16 protein-coding genes and 1 pseudogene are annotated in these 18196 nt (G+C 66.1%); 6 read left to right on the forward strand and 11 right to left on the reverse strand.

Translation table 11 applies throughout. From position 1 onward, the window contains the following. From CT676_RS26055 to CT676_RS26070, 4 genes and pseudogenes are all read left to right on the forward strand, one after another. Positions 1-115 (forward strand): annotated as a pseudogene (locus CT676_RS26055) (IS110 family transposase); the annotation flags it as partial. 229 nt (positions 116-344) lie between these two features. Then, positions 345-1367 (forward strand): hypothetical protein, encoded by a 1023-nt coding sequence (locus tag CT676_RS26060; protein WP_244623271.1) that lies wholly within the window; start codon positions 345-347, stop codon positions 1365-1367. Between the two features lie 242 nt (positions 1368-1609). Further along, positions 1610-2428 (forward strand): YkgJ family cysteine cluster protein, encoded by an 819-nt coding sequence (locus CT676_RS26065; RefSeq protein ID WP_063981257.1) that lies wholly within the window; start codon positions 1610-1612, stop codon positions 2426-2428. Between the two features lie 105 nt (positions 2429-2533). After that, positions 2534-4045 carry an ATP-binding protein gene (locus tag CT676_RS26070; RefSeq protein WP_135215615.1) on the forward strand — a complete coding sequence of 504 codons (1512 nt, stop codon included), beginning with the start codon at positions 2534-2536 and terminating at the stop codon, positions 4043-4045. 6 nt (positions 4046-4051) lie between these two features. Here the strand turns inward: CT676_RS26070 and CT676_RS26075 are convergent, their stop codons facing one another. The 10 genes from CT676_RS26075 to CT676_RS26120 all read right to left on the reverse strand — a co-directional run bounded on the left by CT676_RS26075 (position 4052) and on the right by CT676_RS26120 (position 15550). Next, positions 4052-6367 (reverse strand): TonB-dependent receptor, encoded by a 2316-nt coding sequence (locus CT676_RS26075; RefSeq protein ID WP_135215616.1) that lies wholly within the window; start codon positions 6365-6367, stop codon positions 4052-4054. After that, positions 6348-7421, reverse strand: a complete 1074-nt coding sequence (locus CT676_RS26080; RefSeq protein WP_135215617.1) for a HoxN/HupN/NixA family nickel/cobalt transporter — start codon at positions 7419-7421, stop codon at positions 6348-6350. The genes CT676_RS26075 and CT676_RS26080 overlap by 20 nt, the downstream gene beginning before the upstream one ends. Positions 7422-7674: 253 nt before the next feature. Next, a complete protein-coding gene (locus CT676_RS26085) occupies positions 7675-8415 on the reverse strand; it encodes an ABC transporter ATP-binding protein (RefSeq protein ID WP_063981254.1) in 741 nt (246 codons plus the stop codon). After that, the gene (locus tag CT676_RS26090; RefSeq protein ID WP_167768158.1) at positions 8412-9260 is read right to left on the reverse strand and encodes an ABC transporter ATP-binding protein; all 849 of its coding nucleotides are present in this window, start codon (positions 9258-9260) and stop codon (positions 8412-8414) included. The genes CT676_RS26085 and CT676_RS26090 overlap by 4 nt, the downstream gene beginning before the upstream one ends. Beyond that, entirely contained in the window at positions 9260-11083 is a 1824-nt protein-coding gene (locus tag CT676_RS26095) for an ABC transporter permease (RefSeq protein ID WP_135215619.1), read from the reverse strand. Before CT676_RS26095 ends, CT676_RS26090 begins: the two co-directional genes overlap by 1 nt. Before the next feature lie 56 nt (positions 11084-11139). Beyond that, positions 11140-12297 (reverse strand): ABC transporter substrate-binding protein, encoded by a 1158-nt coding sequence (locus tag CT676_RS26100; RefSeq protein ID WP_063981251.1) that lies wholly within the window; start codon positions 12295-12297, stop codon positions 11140-11142. Between the two features lie 55 nt (positions 12298-12352). Then, positions 12353-12937: an alkylhydroperoxidase domain protein gene (locus CT676_RS26105; RefSeq protein WP_135215620.1), complete on the reverse strand. Its 585-nt coding sequence runs from the start codon at positions 12935-12937 to the stop codon at positions 12353-12355. 12 nt (positions 12938-12949) lie between these two features. Next, positions 12950-13573, reverse strand: coding sequence for a CMD domain protein (locus CT676_RS26110; protein WP_167768159.1), 624 nt, complete (start codon positions 13571-13573; stop codon positions 12950-12952). A 37-nt stretch (positions 13574-13610) separates the two neighbouring features. Then, complete coding sequence (locus tag CT676_RS26115) at positions 13611-14645, reverse strand: putative FMN-dependent luciferase-like monooxygenase (RefSeq protein WP_135215622.1); 1035 nt, start codon at positions 14643-14645, stop codon at positions 13611-13613. Positions 14646-14767: 122 nt separating this feature from the next. After that, positions 14768-15550: a MetQ/NlpA family ABC transporter substrate-binding protein gene (locus tag CT676_RS26120; RefSeq protein ID WP_193560910.1), complete on the reverse strand. Its 783-nt coding sequence runs from the start codon at positions 15548-15550 to the stop codon at positions 14768-14770. A 170-nt stretch (positions 15551-15720) separates the two neighbouring features. Here CT676_RS26120 and CT676_RS26125 point away from each other — a divergent pair, with 170 nt between their 5' ends. After that, positions 15721-15999, forward strand: a complete 279-nt coding sequence (locus CT676_RS26125; RefSeq protein WP_135215623.1) for a hypothetical protein — start codon at positions 15721-15723, stop codon at positions 15997-15999. On the opposite strand, the gene CT676_RS26130 is transcribed toward CT676_RS26125, so the two are convergent. Then, positions 15973-17418 carry an MATE family efflux transporter gene (locus tag CT676_RS26130; protein WP_135215624.1) on the reverse strand — a complete coding sequence of 482 codons (1446 nt, stop codon included), beginning with the start codon at positions 17416-17418 and terminating at the stop codon, positions 15973-15975. The genes CT676_RS26125 and CT676_RS26130 overlap by 27 nt on opposite strands. Positions 17419-17559: 141 nt before the next feature. Between CT676_RS26130 and CT676_RS26135 the strand changes: the two genes are divergently transcribed. After that, positions 17560-18138 (forward strand): TetR family transcriptional regulator, encoded by a 579-nt coding sequence (locus CT676_RS26135; protein ID WP_135215625.1) that lies wholly within the window; start codon positions 17560-17562, stop codon positions 18136-18138. Positions 18139-18196: the final 58 nt, after the last annotated feature.

Raw genomic sequence — 18196 nt, forward strand, 5'->3', positions numbered from 1 at the left:
ACAGGCCGGCAAACCAGCCAAACTCGCCCTCATTGCCGTCGCCAGGAAGCTGCTGACGGTCCTCAACGCCATGATGCGCGACAGGAAGCCCTACCTGAAGGCCAAGCCGACATAACAGTTGCCGGATCGGGCCGCGCTCCATCCGGGCGACCGATCACCGCACCCGCCCGGCAGTCCACCTTCCGCCTTGTATGCATTATCCCAGTTGCCATCCCCGCGGACTTCGCTTTACATGCCGGCAACTCGCCCGCGGATGACGGGCTGGGGCTCAAAAATCACACACATTTTCAAAGGGACGGAATATGGCGCGTAACATCCTGATTCTCGGGGCTTCCTAGGGTTCCCTGCTGGGCACGAAGCTGCTGATGGCGGGCCATAACGTGTCCCTGGTCTGCCGCGCCAAGACTGCTGAGCTGATCAACCGTGACGGTACCGAGGTGCGCATCAAGCTGCGCGACGAGGCGGTGCACCGGGCGATCTTCTCGCGCGACCTGCCCGGCAAGCTCGACGCGGTGACGCCGGGCAATGTCGACCTCTCGCGCTACGACATGGTCGGCCTGGCAATGCAGGAGCCGCAATACACCAACCACACGGTCCGCGTTCTCATGGTCAAGATCGCCGCGGCGAAGCTGCCGTGCCTGTCGATCATGAACATGCCGCCGCTGCCCTACCTGAAGCGCATCCCGTCGCTCGCCGACATGGATCTCGAGGAGGCCTACACCAATGCGCAGGTGTGGGAGCGCTTCGAGCCCGGCCTGGTGACGCTGTGCTCGCCCGACCCGCAGGCCTTCCGTCCGCCGGAAGAAGCCGCCAACGTGCTTCATGTCGGCCTGCCCACGAATTTCAAGGCATCGGCCTTCGCCGACGAGAAGCACAACAAGGTGCTGCGCGAGCTCGAAGCCGACATCGACGCGGTGACGCTCGACGGTCACGACGTGCCGGTGAAGCTGAAAGTGTTCTCTTCGCTGTTCGTGCCGCTGGCGAAATGGTCGATGCTGCTGACCGGCAACTATCGCTGCATCACGCCGCACGAGCCGCAGTCGATCCGCGACGCCGTGCACGGCGATCTCGCGCGCTCGCAGACGATCTACGACCATGTCGACGCGATCGCCCGCCGTCTCGGCGCCGATCCGCAGGACCAGGTGCCGTTCGCGAAATACGCCAAGGCCGCCGAGAGCCTGCTCAAGCCGTCATCGGCCGCGCGCGCGGTCGCGAGCGGCGCGCCCTTCATCGAGCGCGTCGACCTGCTGGTGAAGCTGATCTCGCATCAGCTCGGCACCCCCAATGCCGAGATCGACCGCACGGTCGAGACCGTGGACCTGAAGCTGAACGAGAAGATCGTGCAGGGCGGATCTAGCGCGCAGTAGCAGCGTGCCGGCGCTGCCGTCATAGGTCGCGCCGGCCTGCACTGATCGAATTGTCGATGCAGATCGGATCGCCCCTGAGCATGGGCTTACAATTTGGCCCAATACGGGCGATCCTGCTCAGCAGTCCGTTTGCGTAAATCCCGCATACATGCGACTGCTAGCCGTCACGCGGGCGCCGATTTCCGCAGGTTCCGGGGCAGCGCGATGGCCGGATCGAAGGGCTGAAGAACAAGTAGAAGACGATGGATCAGACGGCGTTGCAGGTCGCTCGCGCGGTGGAGGCCGGCGCGACGACGATGAAGGGGATCGTTGACGCGACCGGATTGTCCCGCCTCAAGGTCGAGCGCGCGCTGAGCACGCTGGAGAAGCAAAAGCTCCTGGTCCGCGACGGCCAGGGTTTTCGCGCGACCGGCCTGCCGAAAACGGCGCCGCTGACCCGGCAGTGCGGATCGTGCAACGCCTGCTGCGATATCCTTGAAGTGGCCGCCGTCGACAAGCCGGTGAACCAGCTGTGCAGACACTGGCAGACGGGAACCGGGTGCACCATCTACGACCGCCGCCCGCAGATGTGCCGGTCGTTCGTCTGCGCCTGGCTGCAAGGTCATCTCGATGATGCGTGGTTTCCGGCGACGTCCGGCATCATCGTGCATTTCAGCCAGGACGCGGTCAACGTGACGGTCGACGACCACTGCCCCGATCGCTGGCGCGAGGAGCCTTATTTCAGCAAGCTCGTCGAATGGTCGCTGAACGGGATCAGGCGGATCGGTAACCGCGGCTACGCGACCCTCGTGGTCTCCGGCGAGAACCGGTTCCTGCTGCTCGGACGCACCATCGTTCCCGAGCCGACGCTGTTCGGAACGGCGTTCCTGCCGCTCACCACCGACACCTTCCGGTTCTGGCGCGCGACATCGCCCGAGCATCTGCAGCGGCTGCACGAGCGCATCGCCGAGATCGAGCGTATCCGGCAGGAATTCGGCTCCTGTGCGATCCCCGAGAACGAGGACGACGATCCGCAGGCGCCCTATCGGCCCGCACTTTTACGGCAATCGAATCACGCCTGAACTCCGCCGTGGGCAACACCGCATGATTCGCACGGTGCCGCTCGACGCGCCCCGGCCGGGTTGATAAGCCCCACTCCGCGAATGATGGGGACTTGAGTCGGGGACATGACAGTTGCGATCGAGATGGGGCAGACCACGGCAGGCGCCGCGGCCGCCATGGACCTCGAGGAACTGCTGGCGACCCGGCTCCTGGTGCAGGGCAATTCGGGCTCCGGCAAGTCGCATCTGTTGCGGCGGCTGCTCGAACAGAGCGCGCCCTGGGTGCAGCAGGCCATCATCGACCCCGAAGGCGACTTCGTCACGCTGGCCGAGCAATTCGGCCATCTGGTGATCGAGGCCGAGGATCACACCGAGCGCGGCCTTCAGGTCGCCGGCGAGCGCGCGCGGCTGCATCGCGTCTCCACCGTGCTCAATCTCGAAGGGCTGGACGCCGAGAACCAGATGCGGCGTGCCGCGGCGTTCCTCGGCGGCCTGTTCGACGTCGACCGCGATCACTGGTACCCGATGCTGGTGGTGGTCGACGAGGCGCAGCTGTTCGCGCCGGCGGTCGCCGGCGAGGTCTCGGACGAGGCGCGCAAGCTCTCTCTCGGCGCGATGACCAATCTGATGTGCCGCGGCCGCAAGCGTGGCCTCGCCGGCATCATCGCGACCCAGCGCCTGGCAAAACTCGCCAAGAATGTCGCGGCGGAAGCCTCCAATTTCCTGATGGGTCGGACCTTCCTCGACATCGACATGGCGCGCGCCGCCGACCTGCTCGGCATGGAGCGGCGGCAGGCCGAATCCTTTCGCGATCTCGAGCGCGGACAGTTCATGGCGCTCGGCCCGGCGCTGTCGCGACGCCCCCTGCGTTTGCATATCGGCCCGACCGACACCCACGCGCGCAATTCCACGCCGCGGCTGATGCCGATGCCGGAAGCCGCGCTCGAGGATATGCGCGCCGTGATCCTGGCCGCACCGCCGCCCGATGCCAGCCGCCCGCAGCGCCGGCCCGCGCCCGATCTGCTCGAGCAGCTCCGCGCCGCGAAGGCGGCCGCGCCGGAGATCCGGCCTGAGGTGGCCGAGGTGCCGATCAGCGCCGAGGAGCTCGCCGAGCGGCGCGAGCGCGTCGATCGTACGCTTCGCGCCGTGCTCGCCGAGCCCGATGCCGGCTTCCGCGCCGTCGGCGTGCTCTATCAGGAGTTCGTGGTCCGCTGCCGCATCGAGGGCCTCGGCTCCGCGGTGCCTGATCTGAACGAATTCCGCCGCATGCTGACACGCGCGCGCGCCGGGCTCGGCGCCGAGCATGCCGAGGACGACGTCTGGCAGGACGTGTCGCTGCGCGCCTCTATCCTGCCCGACGACATGCAGGGCGTGTTCATGATGATCGCACGCGCGGCGAAGGAAGGCTGGCCCTGCCCCGGCGACGCCGCGATCGCGCGTGCCTACGGCTCGCATTCGCTGCGCCGCGCCCAGCGCCTGCTCGGCTATATGGAGGAGCAGGGCCTGATCGTCTGCCAGCTCGACGGCGGCGGGCGCCGGATCGTGACGCTGGTGGAGCTGGCCTGGGCCACCGCGCCGGGCGATCCCAACGGCGACGATCTGCCGGCGGAGCCGGTTCCGAGCGCGGCCTCGGCTTGAGATCGCCTAGAACGTCCCGGCGACAGTCAGGCGAAAGGTCAGCGGCTCGACCGGGTGCAGCACGTAATCCATCACGCCGTTCTGGCAGACCGCCGTCGGCGCGACGCCGCTGGTGCAGAGATTGTAGAGCGTGTCGGTCTTGAGCAGCGAGCCATAGGCATAAGTGATCTGGTTCGCCTGCGTGTTGAAAAGATTGAGCACGTCGAGCTGGATGCGCCAGCCATTGTCGATGCGATAGCCGAGGCGGCTGTTGAAGATGCTGGTCGCGGACGAGCGGAACGCATTGTCTTCGGTCAGCGGGCTCGACGCCAGATAGCGCCAGCGCAAAGTCCCGAACCAGCCGGTCTTCTCGCCGAGCGTGATGCCGGCCGATGCCACCATCGCCGGCGCATTCGGAATGTAGTTGCCGGGCGCATTGCCGATCTGCGCCTCGGGATAACCCGCGAGCGAGGCGTAGACCTCCGCCTGCTCGCTGTCAGTGCCGCGGAAGCGCGCATGCGTCATGGCGAGATCGGCATCGATGTCGATCCACGAGCGCGGGCGATAATGATTAGTCCACTCGAAACCGTAGCGGCGGCTGGCGCGGGTCGCCGAGGTATCGCCGGCATCGCCCGAGAACAGGATCTCGGAATCCTGGTCGAGGATGAAGAGGCTGAACGAGGTGTCGAGGCCGGGCACGATCTTGCTGCGGACGCCGACCTCCGCGCCTCTGGTGCGGACCAGCAGCGGCGACGGCGTAAGTCGCGTGGCGGGATCGCTCGGATCTTCCGTCGTGGTCGCACCGCGCGCGTCGTTCGAGTGCATGCCGGTGCCGGCGCCGAAGAAGAATTCGGTCTGGTTGAACGGGCCGAGCACCATGCGGAATTTCGGGCTGCCGAGCGCGGCGTCAGTGCGGCCGGAATTGTTGGCATTGAACAGCGAGGTGACGTCGGCCGCATAGTAATCGCCGCGCAGGCCGACAGTGGTCCTCAGCCAATCGGTCCAGCGCACGGTGTTTTCGGCATAAACACCGACGCTGCCCTCGCCGACCTTGTCGCTCCGAATGTTGGAGAGGAAGCCGCGCTGGAACGTGTTGCTCAGCGCCAGATCGATCGAATCATAGCGCGATTGCATGCCAGTCGTGGTCTGCATCGGCAGTCCGGCGAACGACCCGTTCAGCGTGCGCGAGATGTTGGCGCCCGCCATCAGGCGGTCGTCGTGCTGGTGGAACTGGTCGCCGAGCACGGGATCGCGGAGGAAATAGGTGAAGTTGTTGAAGAGGTCGAGCTGGCTCTTCACGACATAAGCGTTGGCCTTCCACGACCCCACATCGTCGCTCTGCGCGATGCGGCCCGAGAGCGCAAAGCGGTTGGTGTTGCCGCCGTCGCTCGGATCTTCCGAGCCGAAGCGGTCGATAAAACCGGCGGCGATCGCACGCTGCGGCACCTGGTCGGTCGAATTCCATTTGTTCGCGTAGGCCATGCCGGTGATGGTCAGGCCATCGGTCGCGGTGCCCCGGCTGTAGCGCACGAGACCGTTCAGCTTGCGCACGTTGTCCGGATTTTCCCAGGGGCCATTGTAGGTGCCGAGCTCGCCGGCGACGAGCAGCGAACCGTCACCGACTTTCGCTGAGTCCATGCCGAGAAGACGACGATAGCCAAAGCTGCCGGCGGTCACCTGCGCGAGGCCCTTTTCGGTACGGTCGATCAGGCCGATGCGCACGCTGCCGACAGAGGCGAAATCGCTCTCGTCGGCGAAGTACGGCCCCTTGCGCACATCCATCGCGCTGATGGTTTCCGGGATCAGCCAGTTGAGATCGGCATAGCCCTGGCCATGCGCGTGGGTGCGCATGTTGACGGGGACGTCATCGACATAGATGGCGAGATCGGTGCCGTGGTCGAGATTGTAGCCGCGCAGAAAATACTGGTTGGCTTTGCCTTCGCCCGAATGCTGGGTCACGATCAACCCGGGCACGACTTCGAGCGCCTCACCAGGTCGCGCGAAAGGGCGCGCGTTGACCTCATCGCCGGAAACGGTGATCTCGCTCGCCATGCCTGGCGGGCCCTTTGCGCCGGAGGCGACGCTGCGGGCGTCCGAGGCCGGAGCCTGCGTCGGCTGAGCCACGTGACCGCGATTGGCCGGGACCGGCTTGCTGGCTCGCCGCGATGCGGGCAGTCTCTTGTGAGGCTTCGTCTCGCCGCCCGAGACCTCGATCGGCGGCAATTCGCGCGAGGCGCCACTGCTCTGCGCGAAGGCGCTGCCGTCATCCGCGAGAAGCATGATGGCCGAAAATGCCGTCAACGCTCCGCGACGACGGCCAGACTCAGGCCGCCTCGGTCGCATCGGCGCCCCGAAGTACATTCGCGCGGGACGCGGCGCCCGCAAACATGCGGCGATAGAGCAGGACCGAAACGAGCCAGGCGATCGCAAACAGCGCGATCACGGCGAAGCCGACATTGGCGAGCGACTCGTTGAGGCCGTCGACCAGCGTCCACACGCCACCGGTTAGGCCAAGCCGGTCGGCGATCAGGCCGAGCGCCTCGATGCCGCCGATCAACAGCGCCACCGCGACGGAGGCGCCGGTGATGGTGAGGTTGTACCAGAGCTTTCGCAGGGGATCGACGAAGGCCCAGCGATAGGCGCTGACCATCAGCGCCGAGTCGGCGGTGTCGACCAGCGCCATGCCCGACGCGAACAGCGCGGGAAAGACCATGACATCGATGAGCGAAGCGCCGCGCGCGGCTTCGGTCGCGGAGATGCTGAGCAGGCCGATCTCGGTCGCGGTGTCGAAGCCGAGCCCGAACAGGAACCCGAGCGGGAGCATGTGCCACGGCTTTGTCACCAGGCGGAACATCGGGCCGAGCAGGCGCGCCAGGAATCCACGGTTCGCCAGCAGCGCATCGAGCTGCGCGGCGTCGTGGATGCCCTGCGCGCGCGCGATGCGAAACGTCCGCCACAGGCCGACGAAGATGGCGAGATTGATGGCCGCGATCACGAGCAGGAACAGCGCCGACACCGATGTGCCGATGACGCCGCCGATATCCTTGAGCAGGCTGTCGCCGCCGAGGCTCACCACGCCGAGTGCCAGCAGCATGGTCGCGGCCACGACCACGGTGGAATGGCCGAGGGCGAAATAGAGGCCGACGCTGCGCGGCGCACCGCCCGCATGCATCAGCTTGCGCACGACATTGTCGATGGCGGCGATGTGGTCGGCATCGACGGCATGGCGGAGGCCAAACACCCAGGCCAGCAGCGCGGTCGCCATCACCGTCGGCCGGTCACCGAACGCCGCGAAGGCCCAGGCCCATGCGGCGACGTTGGCGGCGATGAGCCCGCCGAACAGCAACACGGTGGCGGGCTCCACCGCCCGTAGGGACCATTTCGTCACGACAATCATTCCGTTCGCACGCCCCTTCGCGGCAACGGTATGATCTTTTCATAGAATGATCACACTAACCAATGCAATTCCAGGGGGCCGCTTTGCAGGAATGCTTGTAACCATCCTTCGAGACGCCCGCTGCGCGGGCTCCTCAGGATGAGGCCTGGATTCGCGGCCACGTTGCGAACAGACCCTCATGGGGAGGAGCCCGCGCAGCGGGCGTCTGGACGATGCTCTGCATCGCCGGGCGAACCATCAGGCCGCGGTCAAGCTACGCGGCCTCGGAGCCACCAAGATAGGCATCGCGGATGCGGGGGTCGTCCTTCAGCGCTCGCGCCGGGCCTGAGAGCACGATTTTGCCGGTCTGGAGCACATAGGCCTCGTGCGCGATCTCGAGGGCGAGGCTGGCGTTCTGCTCGACCATGAAGACCGACACGCCTTCCTGGTTGATGGTGCGGATCAACTCCAGCACGCGGTCGACATAGAGCGGCGACAGGCCCATGGTCGGCTCGTCCATCACGATCATCCGGGGACGGCTCATCAGCGCGCGCGCCATCGCGACCATCTGCTGCTCGCCGCCGGAGAGCGAACCGGCACGCTGCGACAGCCGCTGCCCAAGTTTCGGAAACAGCGTCAGCATCTTGTCGAGATCCTGCGCCACCGCATCGCGGTCGTTGCGCACGAAGGCGCCCATCAGGATGTTTTCGCGCACGCTCATGTCCGCGAACAACCGCCGCGCCTCCGGCACGGAGGCGATACCACGGCGGACGATCTGCGGCGTGGTGAGCCCGAGCAGCGAGGCGCCGTCGAAGGTCACGTCACCCGAGCGCGGTTTCACCAGGCCCAAGATGATCTTCATTGTGGTCGACTTGCCGCTGGCGTTGCCGCCGAGCAGGCAGACGATATGGCCGCGGCCGACCGTGATCGACAGGTCGAAATGCACCTGCGCCTGGCCGTAGAAGGTGTTGACGTTCGAGAGCGCCAGCAGCGGCTCGGATGCGCCAGTCGTCATACCACGCTCTCCCGCTCCGGCGTCTCCGACAGGCCATGGCCGAGATAGGCCTCGATCACCTTGGGATCGCCACGCACCACTTCGCCCGGCCCTTCCGCTATCTTCTTGCCCTCGTCCATGACGATGACGCGGTCGGAGAGGCGCATCACCATTTCAAGCTTGTGCTCGATCAGGAGGATGGTCAGCCCCTCGGCCTTCAGTTCGGCGACGAGGCCCTGCATCTCCGTGGTTTCGGTCGGGTTCATGCCGGCGGTCGGCTCGTCGAGCAGCAACAGGCGCGGCTTCAGCGCAAGCGCGCGCGCGATCTCGACGCGGCGGCGGTTGGCATAGGACAGGCTGTAGGCCGGCTGGTCGATCCGTGGCAGCAGCCGCTCGCCGAAGCGAGCGAGAATAGCCTTCACCTCCTCGCGCAGCCGTTCCTCTTCGTCCCTAACGCTGGCCGGACGCAACAGCGCCAGTCCCAATTCCAGCAGCGGGCCGATCACTGGCACCGCGGGCTTCACCGCGCGCAGCCGCGTATGCGCGCCGATCAGGACGTTGTCCATGACGCTGAGATTGCCGAAGACGCGACCGAGCTGGAACGTGCGCGCGATGCCTCCGGCAGCAAGCCGTTCGGGCGAGAGACCCGTGATGTCCTGCCCTTCGAAGCGGACATTGCCGGCATCGGGCCGATCGAGCCCGGTCACGAGGTTGAACAGCGTCGTCTTGCCGGCACCGTTCGGGCCGATGATGCTGATGAGCTCACCCCTGGCGAGATCGAGGTCGATGGCATCCACTGCGGTCAGGCCGCCAAAGCGACGCGTCAGCCCGCGCAGGGACAGCATGGGTGTGTGCTGCTCTGCCATCATATCGTTCCCAACAGGCCCTGCGGCCTGAACCGCACGAGCAGCAGCAGCACGATGCCGTAGATCAGGATGCGATACTCCGCCGCGATCCGGAACACCTCCGGCAAGCCGACCAGCGCGACCGCTCCGACGATGGCGCCGACGACGTTGCCGAGGCCGCCGAGGATGACGACGGTCAGCGCCAGGATGGATTGCTGCGTGTTGAAGGTCTCGTGGTTGATGTAGGAATAGAGATGGGCGGCGATGCCGCCGCTGACACCGGCCGCGAAGCCGCCGAAGATGAAGGCCAGCGACTTGTAGCGGTTCAGGCTGAGGCCATAGGCGCGCGCGGCGATGTCATCGTCGCGGATAGCGCGAAAACTGCGGCCGAGATGCGAGCCGAGCAAGCGCCCCTGCAGCAGCGCCAGCACGACCATCACGACAAAGCTGAACCAGTAGATCGAGGTCGGGCTGACCAGATCGTAGCCGAACAGCGACAGCGGCGGAATGCCGGAGATGCCGATCGGACCACGCGTAACGCTCTCCCAGTTCAGAATCACCAGCGACACGATCTCGCCGATGGCCAGCGTCGCGATCGACACGTAATGCCCGCGCAGGCGGAACGACGGCGAGATCAATGCCGTGCCGAGCGCGGCACTCATCAGGCCGCCGGCGATGATGGCGAGGCCGACGGGGACGTTGAGGGTCAGCGACAGCAGCGCAGAGGTGTAGGCGCCGATCGCGAGCAGCGCGGCATGTCCGAGCGAGACCTGCCCCACCGTGCCCGCAACCAGCGTCAGGCTGAGCGCGAGCATGCCGAGCAGCCAGGCGTTGATCAGGGTCTGGAGCACGTAGAAGGACACCGGGAAGAACGGCAGGATCGCGAACACGCCGGCGGCAACCAGCAGCGCCCAACGCGAAATCCGCACCGGGCGGCTCGGCGCGATGAAGGTGCCGGTGAGCGGCTCGGGTGGCGCCTGCCGCGCGCTGGCGAACAGGCCGTTCGGACGCAGCACGAGCACGACGACCAGCAGCAGGAACGCGAACAGATTGCGGTAGCTCGTGCCGAACACGGCGACGCCGTAGCTCTCGACCAGCCCGAGCAACAAGCTGCCGATCACGGCGCCCGGCACGTTGCCGGCACCCCCGACCACTTCCGCAACGACGCCCTTCAGCGTCGCCTGCAGGCTCATCGCGGTGTCGATCTGGTTGTAGTACATGCCGACCAGCAGGCCGGAGACGCCGCCGAGCGCAGCCGCAATGCCAAATACGGCCTGATTGACGCGGTTGACGTCGACGCCCATCTGCATCGCGGCATCGCGGTCCTGCGCGGTGGCGCGCACCGCCCAGCCGAGCTTGCTGTAGCGCAGGAACACGAACAGCAGCAGCGCGCTGGTGAGGCCGACACCGGCGATCAGGAGATCAAGAGGTCCGATCGTGCCGCCGCCGACCTGGAAGCGCACGTCAGGCAGCTGGCTCGGCAGCGCGCGCGGGTTCGGCGAGAAGGTCAGCATCACCAGCTGATCGAGCACGAAGCTGATGCCGATGGTCGCGAGCAACGGCGCGATGCGCACGGAGTTCTGGAGCGGACGCAGGCCGAACCGTTCGATGATCAGTCCGACGATCGCGGCCGCCACCGCGACCACGATGATGGTGAGCGGCAGCGGCGTATGCAGCTGCACCACCGCGACCCAACCGATATAGGCGCCGACGAGATAGATCGAGCCCTGGGCAAAGTTGATCAGCCGGCTGACGCCAAAAATCAACGCAAGCCCGACCGCAACGAGCGCGTAGACATTGCCGACGATCAGCCCGTTGATCGTGTAGTCGAGCCAGGAAGACACGCAGTTGCCCCCGCGTAGAGAGGAAAGCAGCCGGAGCGGCGGCTCCGGCCATCACTTCAGGTCGGCTTGCCGTCCCAGAGCGCGAACTGGCCCTTGCGCACGACGAGCTCGGCGTTCATGGCGCCCTTGACGCGGCGCGTCGCGACGTCGAACGTCGCGGCGCCGAAGATCACGCTCGGGACGTCCTTGACCTTGGTGAAGGCGTCGCGGACCGCCTTGCGGTCGGTGCCGCCGATCTTCACCACAGCAGCCGCCATGTTCATCGCATCATAGGCGTAAGCGTTGAACGCGTCCGGCTCGAGCCCGTTGTACTTCTTCTTGAAGCCGGCGATGAACTTCTGCACCTCGGGCCGCGGGTCTTCCGGGAAGTAGCGCGTGCCGACATGGACCTCCTCGACGGCCTCGCCGCCCAGCTCCAGGAATTTCGGCGAGTAGACCGAGCTTGCCGCGCAGATCACCTGCTTGAGCCCGACCTGTCGCGCCTGACGCGCGATCAGCGCGCCGTCGGAGTAGTAGGAGATCAGGATCAAGCCGTCTGGGTTGGCGTCGCGGACGCGCACCAGGGTAGAGCGGAAGTCGCGCTCCTCGGCAATATAGCCCTCGGTGACCGCGATCTCCGCGCCGTATTCCTTGGCAGCATTGACGAAATAGTCGCGGCTGGTGCGGCCCCAATCGGTGTTGAGGTGCAGCACTGCAAGCTTCTTCAGGCCAAGGCGCTTCACGGCATAGGACGCCAACAGCGGCTGCTCGTCGGCCTGGCTGACCGAGGTGCTCCACATGAAGTCGCCGCCCTTGGTGAAGTCAGGATGCGAGTTGGTGAAGCCGAATTGCACCAGGCCCGCGCGCTGATAGATCGGCGAGGCCGCCATCGAGGCCGGGCTGGAGAAGTCGCCGAGCTCAAGGACGATGCGGGGATCGGAGACGAATTTCTGCGCGATCGCCACCGACTGGCGCGGATCGCTCTGGCTGTCCTCGAAATTGTAGGTGAGCTTGCGGCCGTTGATGCCGCCAGCCGCCTGGATCTCGTCCAGCGCGAGGTCGAAGCCCTGCTTCCACTGCGTACCATATTGCGCGTTCGGCCCGGTCAGGGGGCCGCTGACGCCGAGCAGGATCGGCTCGGAGGATTGCGCAAAGGCGCCGCGCGAACCGGCCGCTCCCGCCATCATGGCGGCGAGCGAGCCCTTGACCAGGGTACGACGATCGATGTTGCTCATGCACGGCTCCATCCAGTGTTGAAACAAGCAGCAATTCTTGTGCCGGTGAGATCGCCTATTTCGAGGGCTCACCGAGCGACAGCATCAGTCGGTTCGCCCAGTTGAAGAACGAGGCGCCGTTGATGACGTCGACGATCTCGGCGTCGTCGAGGCCCGCGCGGCGCAGCTCCGCGATATTCTCAGGCCCGAAGGCAATCGGCGTCGCGGCCAGCGCGACCGAGGCCTTGACCACCGCATTCCAGCGCTCGCCGAGGTCGGCCTTGACGCCTTCGTCGAGCAGCCGCTGCACGTCGTCACGGCGCTTGGAATAGGTGGTGGCGAAACGCGCATGCACAGAGGCGCAATAGATGCAGCCGTTGTAGCGCGACGTCGCGGCCGCCGCGAGCTCGCGCTCGGCGCGCGGCAGGCCGTCGGCGACGTTGTAGAAGATATCCTTGTCGGTCTTGGTGCGGGCTTCGAGCACCTCGGGATCACGCACGAGAAGGCGGAAGTATTCGGACTTGGCACGGGAGCGATCGACCAGGCCCGCGAAATGCCGCTCGGTCAATTCGGCTTCGGGCAGCGGGTCGATCCACGACACCCAGCCGAGCTCGTCCTGGGTGAAGACGACGGGCGGATTGACATTGTTTGCAGCGTTCATGATGCAGTCTCCTTACGCGCCGGCCGCAGCGCTTGCGGTGCCCAGCGAGGCGCCGAGCACGCGGAGGCCCGTGACGACGCGCACCTGGAACGACAGGAACGCGACGAGCTGAGAGAAGGTGACGATGCCGGTGTCGGACCAGCCGGCGGCCAGCAGCGCCTTCATGTCAGCGGACGCGGCATCGCGCGGGCGGAACACCAGCAGATGCGCATGCTCCAGCGCCGCGGCGAGCCTGGCGCCAAGAACGGGCTTGCCCTCCGCGCTCACGCGATAGATCGGGCCGGCCGCGTTCTCGGCTGACAGCGGTCCAGCCGGATACGCACCGTACGGGCCTGACGTCTCGCCGCGAGCAACTTCGACCTCGATCGCCTCGGCCAGGCGCGCACCATCGGCGGTCGCCGCGAGCTTCGCCCGGTAGAAGGCAGCCATGGTGGGCTCGCGGTGAAGGCCGATCACGAAGAGCGCGACTGCGGCGCGCTCGACAAGCGAAAAATCGGCGGCGTCGATCGGCTCGAACAGTGAGAGATAGCTCTTCTGCGCATTCTCGCGCGCCTGCAGGCGGCGTCCGCGAATGCCATCCAGAGCCGTGCCCGGTTCGATCCCGGCGAGCGTGTCGATGATATCTTTCGTAGCCATCATTCAGCCTCGTGCAACGCGATCATGTTCGCTCCGATCAGCCCGCCAGAGCCACGTCAGCCGCCGTCCGGGCCCAGCCCAGTGCCGGCGCGACTTTCTCGGCGACAAGCTCGATCGAGCGCAGGATATGAGGATGCGGCGCGTCCACCGAATGCGCCTGGAAGACGAGGTCGGTCACCCGCTCCAGCGTGGCATCGGCGCGGAGCGAGGCGATGACGTCGTCGGCCGCACCGACATGGGTGTCGAATGCGATGATCATCTCCTCCAGCGTCTCGCCAGGCCTGGCGTGACCGCCCTTGAGGAACTGCGGCAGTGCGCGACGCAGCCCGATGTCGGCAAGGCGCATCGCTTCAGTCCGGTCGTCGGCGACGAAGACGCTGCGCGAGGCCATGATCCGGGGCTCGCATCCCGGCGGCAACGCTGCGAGATAGGCATCGATGACCGGATTCTGGATCTCGGCGAGCGTGGCCTTCGGCGCCTCCTTGGTCCGGGGCTGGGTGCGCGACAGCAGCAAGCCATCGCCGGCCTTGCCCGCGCGCGCACCACCGGCGACCGAGAACGTCGCCTGCCAGATCCGCTTGTCCAATTGGGGCCGCTGCGGATACAGCGTATCGCCGCCGGTGAGCGGCTTGCCGACCAGGGCGGTGCGGACCACGTCCAGATTGCGGGCAAAGATCTCGTTGCGTTGGGCGCTGTCGAGGCCGAAGGCGGCAAAGGCCGACGGATTGCCGCCGGTGCCGACGCCGAGCTCGAAGCGGCCGTTGCAGAGCAGATCGAGCACGGCGGCATCTTCCGCCACACGCACCGCGTTCTCCAGCGGCAGCGTGACGATGCCGGTGCCGAGACGGATGCGCGAGGTTTGCGCCGCGACGTAGCCGAGGAAAGTGAAGGGCGACGGCAGGCCGCCCTCGCGTTCGTGAAAATGATGCTGCGCGATCCACGCGGAATCGAGGCCCGCTTTCTCAGCGCGCACGATCTGCTCGGCGGCGAAGCGGTAGCGCTCCGCTGGCGGGGCTTCATCGAGGAGCCGCGTGAAGAACCCCAGTCGTTTCAGGTTTGCAAAGCGTTTCATACGACCCCTGTCGGGCGAGGATGGGCCCCGATGATGTCGGTTGCCGCAGCTCCAGACAAGCGGGCATTGCGCAAGGCTGCCCGCCGGATCGCCCCGCGCTGGACCTTGGCTAGGCAGATTGCCTACCAGCTCGGCAACACCGCGCCCTTGAACTTGGTCAGGACGAACTCCTTCACCTCGGGCGTGTGGTAGCTGTCCACGAGGATCTTGACCCAGGGCTTGTCCTTGTCGGCGGCACGTACCGCGATCAGGTTGACGTAGGGTCCCTTCGGGTCCTCGCGCAGGATCGGATCCTTGACGGGATCAAGGCCCGCCTGGGTTGCATAATTGGTGTTGATCGCGGCGGCATCGACATCGTCGAGCGCGCGCGGCGCCTGCGCCGCATCGACCTCGATGAATTTCAGCTTCTTGGGATTCTCGGTGACGTCGAGCACCGTCGGCTTGAAGCCCGTGCCGTCCTTCAGCTTGATCACGCCCTTGTCGCGCAGCAGCAGCAGTACGCGGCCGCCATTGGTCGGATCGTTCGGGATCGAGACCTTGCCGCCCTCGGGGATATCGGCGAAGGCCTTGTGCTTCTTCGAATAGACACCGATCGGGAAGTTCACGGTCAGCCCGACGGATTCGATCTTGTAGCCGCGGTCGGCCTTCTGGTTGTCGAGATAAGGCTGGTTCTGGAACGAATTGGCCTGGATCTCACCAGCATCGAGCGCGGCATTCGGCACGACGTAGTCGGAGAACTCGATCAGCTGGATGTCGAGGCCCCGCTTGGCGGCGATCGGCTTCACCGCCTCGAAGATCTGCGCATGCGGGCCCGGCGTCACACCGATCTTGATGGTCTCGGCGGTTGCTGCGGCCGACCAGGCGGCAAGCGCGGTTGCGAGGATCAGGGGGAGGCGAAACGACATCTTGGTCTCCAAAACTCGGCGAAAATGATTGGAACCGTATTCGCTTCTCCGCGAGGCGAAATCAATGAAATGAAAATCCATATTGCCGGCCTGTTACGAGGAACACCTTCTCCATTCGGCGCAAAATAGGAAACGAATTCGCAGGTCATGGGGCGCGTTGCGCAAGCGTGATGGGCATCACGGCAAAGTGTCACTCCGGATGCGAGATTGGCGGCAAGATCAGCAAGGAGTTTAGTCATGACCGGCCTCGCCGCCCCGAAGTTCGCCAGCCGGAACCGCCTCGAAGGCTCTATCCCTTGCTCCAGGGCGTGCCGTTCAATTCCGGCGTCGTCCTGACGATGAAGCTGATCAACGCGTCGCCGCTCAAGTGGCTGAGCAATCTGCTGCTGCTGTCGGCGCTGCCGGCATCCAGTGATACCTGTTTACTCGGAGCGCCACGTCCACGGTGACAGCATGATCAGGACGCAGATCGCGGCATAGGCGGCGAGCGAGGCCGTGACCATGGTGGCGAGACCCGCCATGCCCGCGCCAAAGCTCGCCACCGCGATCCAGCCGCCCCCAGCCGCGATCAGGATGCGCGCGAAGGACGAAGCGAGCGGCCCCATCGCTCGGCCGGTGCCTTGCACCGCGAACGAACTGACAAAACCGAAGCCGAGCGCGGCATAGGCCGGCGCGACGATGCGCAAATAGGTCATGCCCTCGCTGACGACGTCCGCGTCATGGCTGAAGAGGTGCAGCCAGGCCGTCGGGAAGATCGCAACCAGCAAGCCGATCGTGCCGGTCATGATCGTGCCGACCACGCCGCTGATCCAGCCGATCTCTCGTGCCCGCGCGGTCTGGCCCGCGCCCATGTTGACGCCGACCATGGTCAACGTCGCCGTGCTGATCCCGAACAGCAGCGGGATCATGATGTAGTCGAGCCGCGAGGCGATGCCGTAGCCGGCGAGCGCGGAGGTGCCGAACAGGCCGACCGCGCCGGTGACGAGAATGACGGTGAGGTTGGTCAGCACCGCGTTGAACGCGGTGGGGACGCCGACCTTCAGCATGTCGCCGAAGATTTTTGCGCGCAACGGCACGATGTGCAGCTTCAAGCCAGTCGCGCCCGTCGACATGTAGCGCAGCAGGAACAGCATCGCCGCGCCGTAATAGAGGCCGAAGGCTATGCCGGCGCCGCCGATGCCGAGTCGCGGGATCGGCCCGAACCCGAAGATCAGTGCCGGCGAGACCGGAATGGTCACGATGGCGCCGACCAGCGTCACCAGGGCCGGCACTTTGACGTTGCCGGCGCCGCGCAGCGCGGCAGCCTGGAGGTTGACGATCCACACCGGAATGGCGCCGGCGAACAGATAGTTGGAATAGGTGGTGGCAGCGCTAAGCGCACCGTCGGTGCCGCCGAGGGCACGATAGAGATGCGGACCACCGAGGACGACGCCGAGCGTGAACACGCCGCCGGCAATGATGGCGAGCACCACGGCATGAAACAGCGCCGCCTCGGCGTCAGCGCGGCGGCCGGCACCGACCGCGCGCGCCACCGAGGACGCAACGCCGGAACCGAACCCACCATTCGACATCATGGTCATCAGCATGAAGATCGGGAACACCAGCGCGGCGCCGGCGAGCGCATCGGTGCCGAGATAGCCGACGTAATAAGCCTCTGCGATGTTGACGGCGGTCTGTGCCACCAGGACGGTCACGGTCGGCAGCGCGAGCTTGAGCAGCGTCGGCAAGATCGGCGCGGTCAGGAGCGCGGCGCGTCTTTGCTCAGCCGCGCTTGGTGCGGGCGTAGCCGCCTGGCGAAGCGGCGCCGCGGTGTGGGCCACGAATGGCGCGGCGGACAAGGCCGGCGCGGCGGCATTCTCGACGGACATGGTTCGATCCTGTGGTTCCCTCGGACCGCCCGGTCGGCGCCCATTGCATTATGATCATAATGTATTAGTATGAACGTAATGCAATAGGACAGACCTCACGATTTTGTGGCATAGGGGGCGGCGGGTTCGCAGGAGGCGGAATTGGCGCGCTATGACAAGGGACACAGGGACACGACGCGGCGGCACATTCTCGATGTCGCATCCTCGCAGTTCCGCGAGAGCGGCATCGCCGCGGTGGGCCTCGCCGGCATCATGGCGGAAGCGGGCCTGACCAACGGCGCCTTCTACACGCACTTCGCCTCCAAGGAGGATCTGGTGCGCGCGGTGCTGCTCGACGCGCTGGAGCGGCGCGAGCAGCGGCACAGGGACAATCTCGAAAACGGCGTCGCGCTCGAGACCGTGATCCGCGACTATCTCTCGCCCAAGCATCGCGATCGCGCGGCGACCGGTTGCCCGACCGCGGCCCTCGTCTCCGAGATCGCGCGGCATCCGAAGGCGACGCGCGAGGCCTTCACCGGCAAGATGTCCGACATCCTCGCGCTGATGGCAGCGCAAATGTCTGAGGGCACGCCGGCGGAGCGGCGCCGCCGCGCCATCGCGGCCTACGCCACCATGGTCGGCGCGCTGCAATTGTCGCGCGCGGTGAGCGACAGGCAATTGTCGGAGGAGATTCTCGAAAACGCGGTGGATGCTGCGCTGGCGCTTGCGAAGGGGCGCTAGCCTCAGGGCGGCCTGCGTGTTGCTCAGCTCCTCGCGTCGAGCTGGCTGCTGCGACCGG

Source organism: Bradyrhizobium sp. MOS001 (assembly GCF_004634465.1).
GTDB classification, from domain to species: Bacteria; Pseudomonadota; Alphaproteobacteria; order Rhizobiales; family Xanthobacteraceae; genus Bradyrhizobium; species Bradyrhizobium barranii.